This is a genomic window from Rothia nasimurium (genome assembly GCF_928381415.1).
Lineage (GTDB): Bacteria > Actinomycetota > Actinomycetes > Actinomycetales > Micrococcaceae > Rothia > Rothia nasimurium_H.
Map to the genome: position 1 here is coordinate 55,384 of NZ_CAKMSF010000006.1, position 15,088 is coordinate 70,471.

Genomic DNA, 15,088 nt, shown 5'->3' on the forward strand with positions numbered 1-15,088 from the left:
ATTCGGCGGATACACACTGACCTTCTATGCTACCGAAGAGGTGTACCAGCTACCGCCAAGCGGTGCAGAAAGTCAGGCAAGCTCACAGCGAGCAACAAGGCACTGTGTAGTCATGCTCACAATAAAATCTTTTCATTACGTCCCGCATCACAAAAAATGAGACAAAACCAGGTGCTTTAGGAAGTCTAAAGATATATTTGAGGTGTTCACACACGAACTGTGGCTTAGCCTCACCGCACCCCGCTGTGCTGGGTGGGGCGGAACGGAAGAAAATGTTTTCAAAGATTCTGGTCGCTAACCGCGGCGAAATCGCAATCCGCGCCTACCGCGCGGCCTACGAGCTCGGCGCTAAGACCGTCGGCGTCTTCCCGTATGAAGACCGCCACTCCATTCACCGGCAGCAGGCTGATGAGGCCTACCCAATTGGTGAAGAGGGCCATCCCGTCCGAGCCTACCTCGATGTTGAGGAGATTATTCGCGTCGCCAAAGAAGCCGGCGCTGATGCTATCTACCCGGGCTACGGCTTCCTCTCTGAGAACCCCGAGCTGGCCCGTGCCGCTGCGGACGCCGGCATCACCTTCATTGGCCCCCCGCCGGAAGTTCTAGAACTGGCAGGTAATAAGGTTGAGGCGCTGAAGGCTGCCCGCCGTGCAGGTATCCCGGTACTCAAGTCCACCGAGCCCAGCTCCGACGTTGAGAAGCTGCTGGCAGAGGCAGAAGAAATCGGCTTCCCCATCTTCGTTAAGGCAGTTGCCGGTGGCGGTGGACGCGGTATGCGCCGCGTCGAAAAGCGTGAAGACCTGCGCGGCGCTATGGAAGCGGCGATGCGCGAAGCTGATACCGCTTTTGGTGACCCCACTGTCTTCCTAGAGCAGGCTGTGCTGCGCCCCCGCCACATCGAGGTGCAGATTCTGGCTGACGGTGAAGGCAATATTGTTCACCTCTTTGAGCGCGACTGCTCCCTTCAGCGCCGCCACCAGAAGGTCGTTGAAATTGCGCCTGCCCCCAATCTCGATGAAGAGATCCGCCAGGCTCTCTTCCGCGACGCTGTTAAGTTCGCCAAGGAACTGGGCTACGTCAACGCCGGTACCGTGGAGTTCCTGGTCGATACCGCCGGTGAACGCGCTGGCCAGCATGTCTTTATCGAAATGAACCCCCGCATTCAGGTTGAGCACACCGTGACCGAAGAAGTCACCGACGTTGACCTGGTCCAGTCGCAGATGCGGATCGCTGCCGGTGAGACCCTAGAAGACCTGGGCATCCGTCAGGAAGACCTGCGCGTGCGCGGCTTCGCCCTGCAGTCCCGCATCACTACCGAAGACCCGGCGAACGGCTTCCGCCCCGACGTTGGTAAGGTTACCTACTACCGCTCAGCCGGTGGCTCTGGCATCCGCCTGGACGGCGGTACCGTCTACACCGGTGCCCAGATTTCACCCCACTTTGACTCCATGCTGGTCAAGCTCACCTGCCGTGGCCGCACCTTCGAGGACGCCGTCCGCCGCGCTTCTCGCGCCCTGGCCGAGTTCCGTATTCGCGGCGTCGCCACCAACATCCCCTTCATCAAGGCGGTACTCGAAGACCCCACCTTCCGTGCTGGTGATGTCTCCACCCCCTTCATCGATGAGCACCCCGAGCTGCTGACCAAGAAGCCTTCAGCCGACCGCGGCACCAAGGCCCTGCAGTACCTGGCAAATGTCACCGTCAATAAGCCCCACGGTGAGCGTATCGAGGGTCTTGACCCCCGCTTGAAGCTACCTGCTTTCCCCGGTGATAAGACCGAAGAGCCCTACCGCTCACCCTTCGACGCTTCTACCCACGAGCCCCCGGCAGGCTGGCGTCAGCGCCTGCTCGAACTGGGCCCCGAAGGGTTCGCCAAGGCTGTACGCGACACCAAGGAAGTGCTGATCACCGACACCACCTTCCGTGACGCCCACCAGTCCCTGCTGGCCACCCGCGTCCGCACCCGCGACCTGCTAGCCGCCGCGCCCGCAGTAGCCCACGTAACCCCCGAGCTCTTCTCCGTAGAAGCCTGGGGCGGTGCAACCTACGACGTCGCCCTGCGCTTCCTCTCCGAGGACCCCTGGGAGCGTCTGGCCCACCTGCGTGCGGCCATGCCCAACCTGCCCATCCAGATGCTGCTACGCGGCCGCAACACCGTGGGCTACACCCCGTACCCCACCGAGGTCACCGACGCATTCGTCAAGGAAGCCGCCGAGACCGGCGTTGATATCTTCCGTATCTTTGACTCCCTCAACGACGTCTCCCAGATGACCCCGGCTATCAAGGCCGTGCGTGCCACCGGTACCGCAGTTGCCGAGGTCGCTATCTGCTACACCGGCGACATGCTGGACCCTGCAGAGCAGACCTACACCCTGGACTACTACCTGAACCTGGCTGACCAGGTGGTAGAAGCCGGCGCCCACATCCTTGCCATCAAGGACATGGCCGGCCTGCTGCGTCCGGAAGCTGCCCGCCGCCTGGTCACCGCCCTGCGCGAGCGCTTCGACCTGCCGGTTCACCTGCACACCCACGACACCGCAGGTGGCCAGGTCGGCACCCTGCTGGCTGCCGTTGAGGCAGGCGTGGACGTCGTCGACGTAGCAACCGCCTCCATGGCAGGTACCACCTCCCAGCCCTCCTTCTCCGCCCTGGTTGGCGCCCTCCAGTACACTGACCGCGCCCCCTCCATCACCCTGGAAGCTGCCTGCGCGCTGGAACCCTACTGGGAAGCCGTCCGCGCCATCTACAAGCCCTTCGAGATGGGCCTGTCATCGCCCACCGGTCGTGTCTACACCCACGAAATCCCCGGTGGCCAGCTCTCCAACCTGCGCGCTCAGGCAACCGCCCTGGGCCTGGGGGAGCGCTTCGAGGACATCGAAGACATGTACGCAGCTGCTGACCGCATGCTGGGGCACATCGTCAAGGTAACCCCCTCATCGAAGGTTGTTGGCGACCTCGCCCTACAGCTGGTTGGCATGGGCGTCTCACCCGAGGACTTCGAGAAGGACCCGCAGAAGTTCGATATCCCCGACTCGGTGATTGGTTTCCTCAACGGCGAGCTGGGCACCCCGCCCGCTGGCTGGCCCGAGCCTTTCCGCACCCGTGCCCTGGAAGGCCGTAAGCTCTCCAAGCCCTCGGTCAACGACCTGTCAGCCGAAGACCTGGAAGCCCTGAACGGGGACTCAGCCACCCGCCGCGCCACCCTCAACCGCCTCCTCTTTGCCGGGCCCACCCGCGACTTTGAGAAGGCCCGCGAGGAATTCGGCGACCTGTCGATTCTGCACACCCGCGACTTCCTCTACGGCATGATGTTCAAGCGTGAACACGTGATTTCGCTGGGTAAGGGCGTGCGCCTGATTGCAACCCTGCAGGCTATCTCAGAACCCGACGAAAAGGGTATGCGCGAGGTGATCTGCACCCTGAACGGCCAGCAGCGCACCGTCAACGTCCGCGACACCTCCGTTGAGTCCAACGTGAAGGAAGCTGAGAAGGCAGACGCCTCTAACCCTGGCCACATCGCAGCCCCCTTCGCTGGTGGCGTGTCTATCTCGGTCAAGCCCGGCGACGAAATCTCAGCCGGCGACCAGGTAGCCACCATCGAGGCCATGAAGATGGAAGCCTCCATCACCTCAGCGGTCTCAGGCACCGTCGAGCGCGTTGTCTACAACGAGGTCTCCCAGGTAGCTGGTGGTGACCTGCTGATCGTGGTCAACGTCAAGTAACCCCGTATCAGGAATACCCAAGGGGCGGACGCCCGCACCCGGCTTGCGAAAGTCGGGGGTGGGCGTCCGCTCTCTTGTTATCTCAAGTAGGGACCAGAAAAGTGACGAAAGTATGTGCTGTGCACAGGGATTTTGAGAGGAATCTGGTCCCTGCCTGTAGGCTAGAAAGCATGAACGTAACTCACCTGATGATTATTGGTTTCGGAGCGATTCTGCTGCTACTGGGTGTGCTCGCCCCGCAGGGCGGCTGGAATATCTACGTGATGATTCTCGGCTTCCTTCATATCGTGGTCGGTAACGTGCTGGTCTTCCGCCAGATGCAAAAGAACTTCCGCGATAACGCAGAAGCTGCAGCACAGGCACGCAGTGGAGCTGACAGCCGGGAATGAAACCTTAGCCTATCCCGTTGAAAACCACAGACGTACCCCGCACGAAAGGTAGCCCCATGAGCTCACCCCGCCACTACGACCTCATCATTATCGGATCTGGCTCCGGTAACTCCCTGCCCAACGAGGACTACGAGGGCAAGAAGATTGCCATCATCGACGGCGGCCGCTTCGGCGGTACCTGCCTCAACGTGGGCTGTATTCCCACCAAGATGTATGTCTACCCGGCCTCTACCGTTGCCCGCGCTAAGGACGCTGCCCGTCTGGGTGTAGAGCTAGAGCACAAGCACACCGCCTGGCGGCAGATTCGCGACCGAATCTTTGGCCGCATCGACGCTATTAGCGAGGGTGGGCTGGCCTGGCGGAAGTCCCTTGAGAACGTGGATGTCTACGAGGAGTACGCTCAGCTGACCGGCCCCCGGAGCGTGGTTACGGCGTCCGGCCTTGAGCTGACCGCTGACCAGCTGGTGCTGGCTACCGGATCCCGTGTTACCCTGCCCCAGGTCCCCGGTATCGACCTGCCCCAGGTGCACACCTCAGATACCGTCATGCGTATTGATGAGCTACCCGAGCGCGTGGTGGTCATTGGCGGCGGCTTCATCGCAGCCGAGTTTGCTCACGTCTTCTCGGGTCTTGGCGCTCAGGTGACCCAGGCTGTGCGCTCAGACCGCCTGCTCCGCAGCCACGACGATACCATTGCCGAGATCTTTACCCGTGAGGCCGCCCGCCAGTGGGACCTGCGCACCAACCACGCCCTGAAGGCTATCGAGGCTGCTGACGACGGGTCTGTGACGGTGGTATTTGAGGACGCCGGTGAGCGGGTTGCCGTGCCCGCTGATCTGGTGCTGGTGGCAACGGGTCGCACCCCCAACTCCGATACTCTCGATGCTGCCACCTACTTTGATGTGGATGAGCGGGGCCTGGTGCAGGTGGATGAGTACCAGCGGGTGCTCTCCGGCGGCCAGCCGGTCAAGGGCGTCTGGGCCCTGGGCGATGTGAGCTCCCCCTACCAGCTCAAGCACGTGGCGAACGCCGAGATGCGCACCGTGCAGTGGAATATCGTGCACCCCGACCAGCTACGGGCCACCGACCACCGCTACGTGCCCGCTGCTGTGTTCACGCACCCGCCCATTGCCGCTGTGGGCCTGACCGAAAGCCAGGCACGGGAGCAGGCTGCTGCTGAAGGGTTTGAGATTACCGTCAAGGAACAGAAGTTCGGCGACGTAGCCTACGGCTGGGCTATGGACGATAGCGAAGGTGTCTGCAAGCTGATTGCCCGCAAGGATACCGGGGAGCTACTGGGTGCCCACCTGATCGGTGAAGATTCCCCCAACCTGATTCAGCCTCTGATTCAGGCCATGAGCTTTGGCCTGAGCGCTCGCGATATGGCTCGCGGCCAGTACTGGATCCATCCGGCCCTCACCGAGGTCGTGGAAAACGCCCTTCTGGGACTAGAGCTCGACTAGGCTTTCCAATAGAAATAAAAAATCCCCGAGCTGAAATTGGCTCGGGGATTCTTCTATATGCGGGCAGATAAAGGCGCTACTGCTTATTCATAATGGGAGGTGTAGCAGGCTCACAGCGAAGCTGCTGGCTCGGCGGCTGGCGTGAATCGCCCTTGTGAGCGAAGCGAACCAGGCGAGAGGGTCGGCAGCGAGCGTGAGCCTGCGAAACCGCTTATGAATAAGCTTTATTGAGCCCGCTCTTCGTTGTTCTGATCCTTCGCCCCGGGTAGGGGAGCGACCTGCTGGATCTTATCTGCCAGCTCGTGCAGCTTCTGCCCCTGGGTTTCGGTGAACTCCTGAATCTTCTCAGCCTGTACAGCCTTGAACTGGTCCCATTTCTCGGTCTGCTCGGCACGCAGCTCCTGAACGCGCTCAGCGGTGTGAGCGGCGGTCTCGGTCACGGTGGACTTGGTGCGGTTGTACATATCTTCAACATAGGAGTTGAAGTCAGCCAGCACCTGCTTGCGGCGCACCTTCATGGAGGGGGTCAGGTGCCCCTCAGCCTCGGTGAAGTCCTTATCAAGAATGCGGAACTCGCGGATAGACTCGGCCCTCGACACAAAGGCGTTGGCGTCGTCGATGAACTTCTGGATAGCCTCACGGACGCGGGGGTTGGTGGAGGCCTCCTTGAGGGAGAGGGTGCGGGGCAGCCCGATGCGCTCGAGCTCATCGGGCAGGACGTCTGGGTCCAGGGTAATGAGTGCCGAGATGAAGGGCTTCTCGTCGCCCACCAGCATGGCCTGGGAGACGAAGGGGGACTGGCGCAGGCGGTCTTCGGCGGGTACCGGCATGACGTTCTTACCGCCGGCGGTCACAATGATTTCCTTCTTGCGGCCGGTAATAAAGATTTTGCCGTCATCGTCGATACGGGCCAGGTCGCCGGTGCGGAACCAGCCGTCCTCGGTGAAGGCCGCAGCGTTCTCTTCGGGGTTGTTGAGGTAGCCAGAGATAAGGCCGATGCCCTTGAACTCGAGTTCGCCGTCCTCAGCGATACGGGCAGAGCCACCGGGAATCAGGGTACCCACGTTGCCGATATCAAAGTTGCGGATGCGGCCAACGGCCAGGGGAGCGGTGGTCTCGGTCAGGCCGTAGCCCTCAACGACCTCGATGCCCACAGCGTGGTAGAAGTGGCCGTAGTGGGGGGCCAGGCGTCCGCCGCCGGATACCGCAAAGCGCACCTTACCGCCCATGGCGTCGCGCAGCTTGGAGTAGACCAGCTTGTCGTAGAACCTATGCTGCAGGGTAAGGGCACGGGTCATCTTGCCCGCAATCTTGGCCTGGGACCACTTGATAGCCACGTCCACTGAGCGCTGGAAGAGCTTGGCGTTGACCTTACCGCCCTTTTCCGCCTTCTTGATAGCCCCCTCGTAGACCTTTTCAAAGACGCGGGGCACAACCAGCAGCATGGTGGGCTGGAAGGACGCCAGGTCGGTGGAGAGGTTCTTGATATTGGGGGCGTGGCCTACCGTCAGGCCCGCATCGAAAGCCAGAACCTGAATCAGGCGACCCAGCACGTGGGCCAGGGGCAGGAAGAGCAGGGTTGAGTTGGTCTCGTTGGCAATCTCAGGGATGGTGAGCTTGGTATTGGCAGAGAGACGGACGAAGTTGCCGTGGGTAATCGGGCAGGCCTTGGGGCGGCCGGTGGTACCGGAGGTATAGACGATGGTCGCCACGGTATCGAGGTTGGCGAGAGAACGGCGTTCTTCGACCTCCTCATCAGAGATAGAAACGCCGCCAGAGACCAGGGTGGGGAGAACCGAATCGTCGATCACCCAGACGTCCTTCAAAGCATCAAGGGAGAGCTCATCATCGGTAAGCTCACGGGCCTGGCTAATGACGTCTGCCAGTTTGCTGTTCTCAACGAAGACAGCCTTGGCACCGGAGTGAGACAGAGCCCAGGCAGCCTGGGCAGGAGATGAGGTCTCATAGACGGGTACAGATACAGCGCCCGCGTACCAGATAGCGAAGTCAATCAGGGTCCACTCGTAGCGGGTACGGCTCATAATGCCAACGACGTCGCCTGCCCCAATACCTGCTGCCATAAGGCCCTTAGCCAGATCAATGACCTGACGGCGGAAGTCCTTGGCGGTGACGGGAACCCAGTTGCCGGTTGATTTCTGCACCCGGTAGACCAGAGGATTGCGGCTGTCCTGAGCGCGGCGTTCCACCATGTCGGTGATGTTAACTGCCGGATCAACAGTAACAATCTGGGGGGAGTGAATTTCTTTCACGGTGTTACCTTGTCTCTAACGGGCCCCGGCGGCGGGGGAGGGGTAAAGTGCATCGGCAACGATGCCTGTGCACGAGGTTCTTCCTGGCCATTTTACAGCCCGCCCCTGGCGATAACCCTACTTTTGAGGGGCGTGACGCTCTGAGGGGAATAGCTTCGCCGCCAGCGAGGTTTACTCATACTGACTGGTTTAGATAACTCGTCACACTCGGGCATACAATATGTAGTGGAAAGCCGCTCGCTGACTGCTTTAGCCACGAGACCCCTGACATTGCTCTATCGCAAGGAGAGACACCATGTATATGCAGCTACGCACCGTGCTCAAGCCCTTCTTGCAGCGGGCCTATCACCACGAGGTCGTGGGGGCTGAAAATATCCCGGCAGCAAGCGGCGCTATTCTGGCAAGTAACCACGTGTCTTTTATTGACTCTATTTTCTTGCCTCTTGCGGCTCCGCGTCAGGTATTTTTCTTGGCCAAGTCAGACTACTTCACTACTCCCGGTCTTAAGGGGCGCCTGATGAAGTGGTTCTTCACTTCTGTGGGCCAGCTACCTATTGACCGCTCCGGTGGTGCTAAGTCGGCTGAATCTCTGGCTGCTGCTGTTGCCGCCCTGCGCGAGGGCAAGCTCGTGGGTATCTACCCCGAGGGGACCCGTAGCCCCGATGCTCGCCTCTACCGGGCCAAAATTGGTGTGGCCCGCCTGGCTCTGGAGGCCGGTGTCCCCATTATCCCCGTTGCCCAGTTCGGTAACGAGGACGTGCAGGTTCCTGGCTCCAACCGCCTGCGCCTGCGGAAGGACGGCAAACCGATCCGGGTGAAGACCGTCATCGGTGAACCCATCGATGTGACCCCCTATCTGGGGCGGGACGACGAATGGGCCGCCCAGCGGGAACTGGCAGACCTGGTTATTGAGCGGATTAGCCAGATGACCGGCCGCCCCATCACCCCGGTCTATGCGGCCGACGTTAAAAAGCTCATGACGGCTGAAGGAATCAGTGCGGACGAGGCCACCAGTCGTCTGCTTGAAACCCGCTCCTAGCTCGTCCGCCTCCGTCCTAAGAGCTGTATGTCACATGGTGGACACAGCTTTGAACCCTACACCTAAGCCCCAATACTTTTGAATAAGAGACAAGAGCCTAACCTTCAGCTAGGCTCTAGCGACCACATACAAAGGAGTCACCCCGTGACCAACCCCGGTGCCGTACCCACCCCGAACGACTTCCCCGAACTCGAAGAGTGGCGCTCCCTGCACATCGACCAGCACCCCCAGTGGGCTGAGCACCCCGACTTTACTGCCGTCATCAATGAGCTGAACAGCGTTCCTCCGCTGGTTTTTGCCGGTGAGGTTGACCAGATGCGCGCCGACCTGGCTCGTGTTGCTGAAGGTGAAGCCTTCTTGCTGCAGGGCGGCGACTGCGCCGAAACTTTCGCTGGTGCTACCGCCGATAAGATTTCAGGCCGTGTGCGCACCCTGCTGCAGATGGCCGTTGTGCTGACCTACGGGGCCTCTATGCCCGTGGTTAAGATGGGCCGTATGGCAGGGCAGTTCTCTAAGCCCCGCTCATCGAACGACGAAACCCGTGACGGCGTCACCCTGCCCTCCTTCCGCGGTGAAATGGTCAACGGCTTTGACTTCACCGAAGAATCCCGTGTGCACGACCCCAACCGTATGCTGCGCGGCTACCACACCAGCGCCAGCACCCTTAACCTGATTCGGGCCTTCACTAAGGGCGGCTTCGCTGACCTGCGCTCGGTGCACTCCTGGAACAAGGGCTTCACCTCCAACCCTGCCCACGCCCGCTACGAGTCCATCGCCGGTGAAATCGACCGCGCTATTAAGTTCATGGAAGCCTGCGGCACCGACTTCGGCCCCCTGAAGACCACCGACGTCTACACCGGCCACGAGGCCCTGCTGCTGGACTTCGAACGCGCCATGACCCGCGTTGACTCCCGCACCCACCTGCCCTACGACACCTCCGCCCACTTCCTCTGGATCGGTGAGCGTACCCGCGGCCTGGATGATGCCCACGTCAACTTCCTTTCCAAGGTCCGCAACCCCATCGGCGTCAAGCTCGGCCCCACCACCACTGCTGACGATGCCATGGCCCTGATCGACAAGCTGGACCCCAACCGCGAGCCCGGCCGACTGACCTTCATCACCCGCATGGGCGCCGGCAAGATCCGCGAAAACCTGCCCGCCATCGTTGAGGGCGTGCAGAAGGAAGGCGCCAAGGTCGTATGGGTCACCGACCCCATGCACGGCAACACCATCTCCGTACCGTCCGGTTACAAGACCCGCCGCTTCGACGACGTCATGAACGAGGTTCAGGGCTTCTTCGAGGTGCACGAGGCCCTGGGCACCTTCCCCGGCGGTATCCACGTAGAGATGACCGGCGACGACGTCGCTGAATGCCTGGGCGGTTCTGACCCCATCGAAGAAGCAGCTTTCGCTGACCGTTACGAGACCCTCTGTGACCCCCGACTGAACCACCAGCAGTCCCTGGAAATCGCTTTCCAGGTTGCTGAGTACCTGGCCCGCCGCTAAGGCTAAGGCCTTTAAGGCACAGAGCAAGCCGCCGTCGCCTTCTCTTGAACACAGGTTTCAAGAATAGGGCCACGGCGGCTTTTCTATGCCCGGGTGTTCCCCTCGGGTTCTGTACTGGCGTGAGGGCCGCCTGCGCTAGAGAATAAGGCTTGCCAGCCACCAGCCCACAAGACCTGCTGCGACAAAGCCCAACAGAACCAGAGCAAGAATCAGGACTATAGAAACCGGGGAGAGGGGCGGGCGCCACCTCTCAGCCGGGGTCCGGCGCTGGGCTTCGGTCCACTGGGCGGGGTCGGCGGGGCGCGCCGAGGCTGCTTGCGGGGCGGACGCGGGTGTTGCGTCCGCGCGCTCGCTACGGTAGGCGGCAGCCCGCTGCCTGTTGTAGCCGGCTGAGATAGGGGAGTGTTCTACGACAGCTGGGTCCTGGTCGGCTTCTTGCTCAGATAGCTGGGCATCAAGTACAGCCTGGGTCTCGGTCTTGGGCCCAACCCCGGGGAAGTCGGTGGGGGCGTAAATCTCAACGGGAGCGTCCGCGGCTGAACGCACTGCCTGCTCGTGATCGCTGAGCGGGCCAGAAGAACCTGCATCGAGTAGGTCATCGGCGGCTCCAAAACCGGTGATAGCGGTCTGCTCGTGGCGCACCCGCCCCGACTGCTCAGCGATATCGGCGACATCTTCCCATAGCGTTGTTGCTGGCTGATCCGCCTGACCTAGCCGGTAGTCCTTCTCCTGCTCACTGGCGCGGGCCTCAATATCGCGCAGGGCCCGGTAGAGCTCGGTGGCGTCTTGGGGGCGGTCGCGGGGGCTGCGTCGGGTGCACCAGCTCACCACACCCGCGATATCGGAAGAGATACCCTCGGCCAGGTGAGCGAGGGAGGGAATATCGGTGTTCATGTTGTGGTAGAGCACCTGCTGGTCGTTATCGGCCCCGGCAAACGGCATACGGCCGGTGAGCAGGCGATACATCATCACGCCCAGGGCAAAAATATCGGCAGGTGGGCCCACTGGTGAGGCAACGTCGAGGATTTCGGGAGCTACGAAGGAGGGGGTGCCCATGAGTTGGCCGGTGGCGCTTTGATCGGCCCTTCGCGTTAGGCCAAAGTCGGAGAGCTTAACGCCCCCTGTATCGGCCTCTAAGAGAATATTGGCGGGCTTGATATCGCGGTGAATCAGATGGTGGGCATGCACCTCTGATAGGCCCTCAACCGCAGGAATCATGATATCGAGCATCTCGCCCACCGAGAGCACCGGTCGTAGCTGCGTCAGCTGCGCCAGGGTACACCCGTGCACGTACTCTAAGACCAAGAACATGACCTGCTGACCGTGAACTACCTCGGTGCCCTCGTCGATGACACCTACAACGTTCTCATGCTGAATCTTCTTGAGCGCCGAGCCCTCTCGGAAAAACTTCTGTTGCTGAGCTGGGTCGGTAGAGAGGTGGGGGAGTAGCACCTTGAGCGCCACCGGGTTATCTGACCACAGATCAACCGCATGGTACACCTCGGCCATACCACCGCGCGCAATCAGGTGGCCCACCTCAAAATGGCCCTTGAAAATAACCCCGGTCAGCCAGGGAATAGCAGAGAAGTCATCAGTCATCCTCACTATTGTACGGGCGGCCCCTGGGAAGAGACCGAAAACGAAACTCGCTGTGCCCCTACCGATGCTACCTACCGATTCCCCGGTTTCTGGGGCACAATGGATAGGTGACTGATGAAAAAACTACACCTGAAGTAATTGCTCTGGTTGGCGATTGGCTGACCATCCCCGATATCGCAGAAGCCCTTGACCTCAAGGTCACCCGCGTCCACAACCTGCTGGCTGACGGAACCCTGCTGGCCGTGCGCGACCCCGAAACCGGCGTCCGCAAGGTCCCCGCCCTCTTCATGCGCGAAGACCGCGTGCTTGAGCCCCTCAAAGGCACCCTGAGCGTGCTGGCCGATGCCGGTTTCACTGCAGAAGAAGCTATCGTTTGGCTCTACACTGCTGACGACACCCTGCCCGGCCGTCCTATCGACGCCCTGATTGACGGTCGCAAGACCGAAATCCGCCGCCGCGCCTCGGCCCTGGCCTGGTAAGGCTTTTAAAGATTTAGATAGAGAACAGCAGGCTCACACTCCGGTGTGAGCCTGCTGTTCTATTACCTGATAGATACTGGCGCTGCCCTAGAAGGAGCGGTGCAGAGCCTTGGCCGCTATGGCCCGTAGGGCCTGCTGTACGGACGCTTCGAGATCGAGGGCTTCAAGGGCAGCTAGGGCCTCGTCCCCCTTGGCCTGAATCATCTCTTCAACGGCCTGGAGGGCACCGGAGTCTCTCATGAGGCGCTGAAGCTCTTCGATGGTCTCTGCCCCCAGGGTAGGGGAACCCAGGGAGCCTTCGAGGAAGGCCCGCTGGTCGGCGTTACTCTTCATGGCCGTAAAGGCCGTGAGGACGGTGCGCTTGCCCTCGCGCAGGTCATCGCCAGCGGGCTTGCCGGTGGTTTCGGGCTCGCCGAAGACCCCCAGTACGTCATCGCGCAGCTGGAAGCCCTCGCCCAGGGGCAGGGCAAAGGCCCGGTAGCCGGCAACCAGTTCGGAGGTCTCCCCGTGTTTCAGGTTAAGACCCAGGGCCCCGCCCAGGGCAATGGGGTGTTCGCAGGAGTATTTAGCGGCCTTGTAGCGAATCACGTTCTTGGCCCGCTCAAGGGCAACTTCTGGCTCTTCTTCGGGCACGACTTCGCCCACAATGTCGAGGTACTGGCCGGCCATCACTTCGGTGCGCATCAGGTCAAAGATAAAGCGGGCCTCGCTGGCGGCGGTGAGTTCAGGAATGGACGAGAATACCATTTCTGACCAGGACAGGCACAGGTCGCCGGCCAAGATTGCGCTTGAGACCCCGAAGGCGGAGGGGCTGGTCTTATAGCCCAGCTCCCGGTGCATGGCCTCAAACCGGCGGTGCACGCTGGGGGCACCCCGTCGGGTATCGGAGGCATCGATAATGTCATCGTGGATCAGGGCAGCGGTCTGGAAGAGCTCGATCGCTACACCTGCCCGAACGATGGACTCGGTCACTCCAGCTCCACCAGCTCCGCGGTAGCCCCAGTAGGCCAAGAGCGCTCGAAGGCGTTTACCGCCGGTGGAAAGGGCGCGGACGGACTCCAACAGGGGCAGGGTCTCAACCGAGACGGTCGCCATAAGTTCTTGCTGGGTATCAAAAAAGCGGCCCATTTCGGCTTCGAGAGCCTCAAGGTAGGCTGCGGACTCGTCGGGGCCGGTAGCGGGGGCTGGCTGGGGGGTCATGACGTCCTTGGGTCTGGGGATAGCTCTGCACACCAGTCTAGTAGATAGGGGCCTGCACCTAGTCAAAACTGCCCTGCTCATCTAGGATGGATTAGAACATAGTTTCGATTGATGGGGGTGGGGCAGATGGACCAGCAGGCTACTCAGGGTGTGCGTGCGGATGCACCTGCCCGCATCATCATGCACCTTGATATGGATGCCTTCTTCGTCAATGTTGAGCTTCTTGCACAGCCCCAGCTGCGCGGGCGTCCGCTCATCGTTGCCCGCAACTCGCCGCGCTCGGTCGTCCTCTCCGCATCCTACGAAGCCCGCCGCTACGGAGTACGCTCAGCCATGCCATTGGCCCGCGCCCGCCAGCTCTGCCCTGCTGCCCTGCTACTGGAGCCGTCCGCCCACTACCGCAGCTACTCGGCCCAGGTAATGGCTATCTTAGGCACGATTACCGACCGCCTAGAGCAGGTCAGCGTTGATGAAGCCTTCCTCGACCTCACCGGCGCCGTCCGAGCCCAAGGGAGCCCCGTCGATATCGCGCAACAGGCCCGCGACCGCATTAAAACCGAGCTGGGTCTGCCGAGCTCCGTAGGGATTTCATCGAGTAAATTCGTTGCCAAGATGGCGTCCGCCGGTTCTAAGCCCAACGGTCTCTGGGTGGTCCCACCTCAGCGGGTTCAAGAATTCCTGGACCCCCTACCGGTCGGTAAGCTCTGGGGCGTCGGGGCTAAAAGCGCCGCCTTCCTCGAAGGACTTGGAATCCATACCGTCGCCCAGTTACGAGAATACGACCTGCCCTGGCTTCAGGGGCGCTGCGGCCAGGCGGCAGGTCTGCACCTCTACGAACTGGCCCGGGGCATCGACCGCCGAGAAGTAACCCCCGAACGCATCGAAAAATCAATCGGTGCCGAGCACACCTTCACCACCGACCAGACAGATGCTGAGGCTATCGCCGCAGAGCTCTACACCCTCTGCCTGACCGTAGCCCGCAGACTGCGGGCCGCCGGGCGGCAAACCCGAACCCTCAGCCTCAAAATCCGCTACTCGGACTTCGAAACTCTCACCCGCTCCTGCCCCCTACCCCTTGCAACCGTATCTGGCCGCGTCATGTTTGACGCCGTCATCGCCCACCTCAAACAGCTAGAGGTACTACAAGCAGATGGCTCGTCACCCCGGCCCCTGCGCCTGCTGGGAGTACGGGCAGAAAAACTGGAAGGGCGGGAAGTCGGGGTCCAAATGCACCTCTTCACCCCGGCATCACCTGCAGGAGCAGGTGCCGCCGCCCCGCTCACCCAAGATGCCCTGGCCCAAGAATGGGAAGACGCCGAAAATACCATGGATACCATCAATGCCCGCTTCGGGGCCAAAGGCTTACTTCCGGCCAGCCTGCTTAGCCCCGGTAGCCGAAAACAGCAATGAAATGCAAGGTC

10 protein-coding genes are annotated in these 15,088 nt (G+C 61.3%); 7 read left to right on the forward strand and 3 right to left on the reverse strand.

Translation table 11 applies throughout. From position 1 onward, the window contains the following. Positions 1-272 precede the first annotated feature (272 nt). The 3 genes from L7A20_RS07925 (at position 273) to L7A20_RS07935 (ending at position 5,574) form a co-directional block, all read left to right on the forward strand. The gene (locus L7A20_RS07925) at positions 273-3,722 is read left to right on the forward strand and encodes a pyruvate carboxylase (protein ID WP_237223018.1); all 3,450 of its coding nucleotides are present in this window, start codon (positions 273-275) and stop codon (positions 3,720-3,722) included. Between the two features lie 170 nt (positions 3,723-3,892). Beyond that, complete coding sequence (locus L7A20_RS07930; RefSeq protein ID WP_237223019.1) at positions 3,893-4,111, forward strand: hypothetical protein; 219 nt, start codon at positions 3,893-3,895, stop codon at positions 4,109-4,111. Positions 4,112-4,167: 56 nt separating this feature from the next. After that, positions 4,168-5,574 carry a mycothione reductase gene (locus L7A20_RS07935; protein WP_237223020.1) on the forward strand — a complete coding sequence of 469 codons (1,407 nt, stop codon included), beginning with the start codon at positions 4,168-4,170 and terminating at the stop codon, positions 5,572-5,574. Between the two features lie 224 nt (positions 5,575-5,798). Here L7A20_RS07935 and L7A20_RS07940 read toward each other — a convergent pair whose 3' ends face one another. Beyond that, positions 5,799-7,844, reverse strand: coding sequence for an AMP-dependent synthetase/ligase (locus L7A20_RS07940; protein ID WP_237223021.1), 2,046 nt, complete (start codon positions 7,842-7,844; stop codon positions 5,799-5,801). A 295-nt stretch (positions 7,845-8,139) separates the two neighbouring features. Between L7A20_RS07940 and L7A20_RS07945 the strand changes: the two genes are divergently transcribed. Then, positions 8,140-8,883 (forward strand): lysophospholipid acyltransferase family protein, encoded by a 744-nt coding sequence (locus L7A20_RS07945; protein ID WP_237223022.1) that lies wholly within the window; start codon positions 8,140-8,142, stop codon positions 8,881-8,883. Positions 8,884-9,027: 144 nt separating this feature from the next. Next, positions 9,028-10,389 carry a class II 3-deoxy-7-phosphoheptulonate synthase gene (locus L7A20_RS07950; protein ID WP_237223023.1) on the forward strand — a complete coding sequence of 454 codons (1,362 nt, stop codon included), beginning with the start codon at positions 9,028-9,030 and terminating at the stop codon, positions 10,387-10,389. A gap of 135 nt (positions 10,390-10,524) precedes the next feature. Here the strand turns inward: L7A20_RS07950 and L7A20_RS07955 are convergent, their stop codons facing one another. After that, positions 10,525-11,988 carry a serine/threonine protein kinase gene (locus tag L7A20_RS07955; protein ID WP_237223024.1) on the reverse strand — a complete coding sequence of 488 codons (1,464 nt, stop codon included), beginning with the start codon at positions 11,986-11,988 and terminating at the stop codon, positions 10,525-10,527. A 107-nt stretch (positions 11,989-12,095) separates the two neighbouring features. Here L7A20_RS07955 and L7A20_RS07960 point away from each other — a divergent pair, with 107 nt between their 5' ends. Next, positions 12,096-12,467: an Rv2175c family DNA-binding protein gene (locus L7A20_RS07960; protein WP_185173169.1), complete on the forward strand. Its 372-nt coding sequence runs from the start codon at positions 12,096-12,098 to the stop codon at positions 12,465-12,467. A gap of 87 nt (positions 12,468-12,554) precedes the next feature. Here the strand turns inward: L7A20_RS07960 and L7A20_RS07965 are convergent, their stop codons facing one another. Next, complete coding sequence (locus tag L7A20_RS07965) at positions 12,555-13,667, reverse strand: polyprenyl synthetase family protein (RefSeq protein ID WP_237223025.1); 1,113 nt, start codon at positions 13,665-13,667, stop codon at positions 12,555-12,557. Between the two features lie 126 nt (positions 13,668-13,793). Here L7A20_RS07965 and dinB point away from each other — a divergent pair, with 126 nt between their 5' ends. Further along, positions 13,794-15,077, forward strand: a complete 1,284-nt coding sequence (gene dinB / locus L7A20_RS07970) for a DNA polymerase IV (protein ID WP_237223026.1) — start codon at positions 13,794-13,796, stop codon at positions 15,075-15,077. Positions 15,078-15,088 lie beyond the last annotated feature (11 nt).

What these genes read in the sequence shown, in the direction of transcription:
- L7A20_RS07965 (WP_237223025.1), bottom strand. Translation starts at nt 13,667, where the DNA reads ATGACCCCCCAGCCAGCCCCCGCTACCGGCCCCGACGAGTCCGCAGCC.
- L7A20_RS07945 (WP_237223022.1), top strand. Translation starts at nt 8,140, where the DNA reads ATGTATATGCAGCTACGCACCGTGCTCAAGCCCTTCTTGCAGCGGGCC.
- L7A20_RS07925 (WP_237223018.1), top strand. Translation starts at nt 273, where the DNA reads ATGTTTTCAAAGATTCTGGTCGCTAACCGCGGCGAAATCGCAATCCGC.
- L7A20_RS07930 (WP_237223019.1), top strand. Translation starts at nt 3,893, where the DNA reads ATGAACGTAACTCACCTGATGATTATTGGTTTCGGAGCGATTCTGCTG.
- L7A20_RS07955 (WP_237223024.1), bottom strand. Translation starts at nt 11,988, where the DNA reads ATGACTGATGACTTCTCTGCTATTCCCTGGCTGACCGGGGTTATTTTC.
- L7A20_RS07935 (WP_237223020.1), top strand. Translation starts at nt 4,168, where the DNA reads ATGAGCTCACCCCGCCACTACGACCTCATCATTATCGGATCTGGCTCC.
- dinB (WP_237223026.1), top strand. Translation starts at nt 13,794, where the DNA reads ATGGACCAGCAGGCTACTCAGGGTGTGCGTGCGGATGCACCTGCCCGC.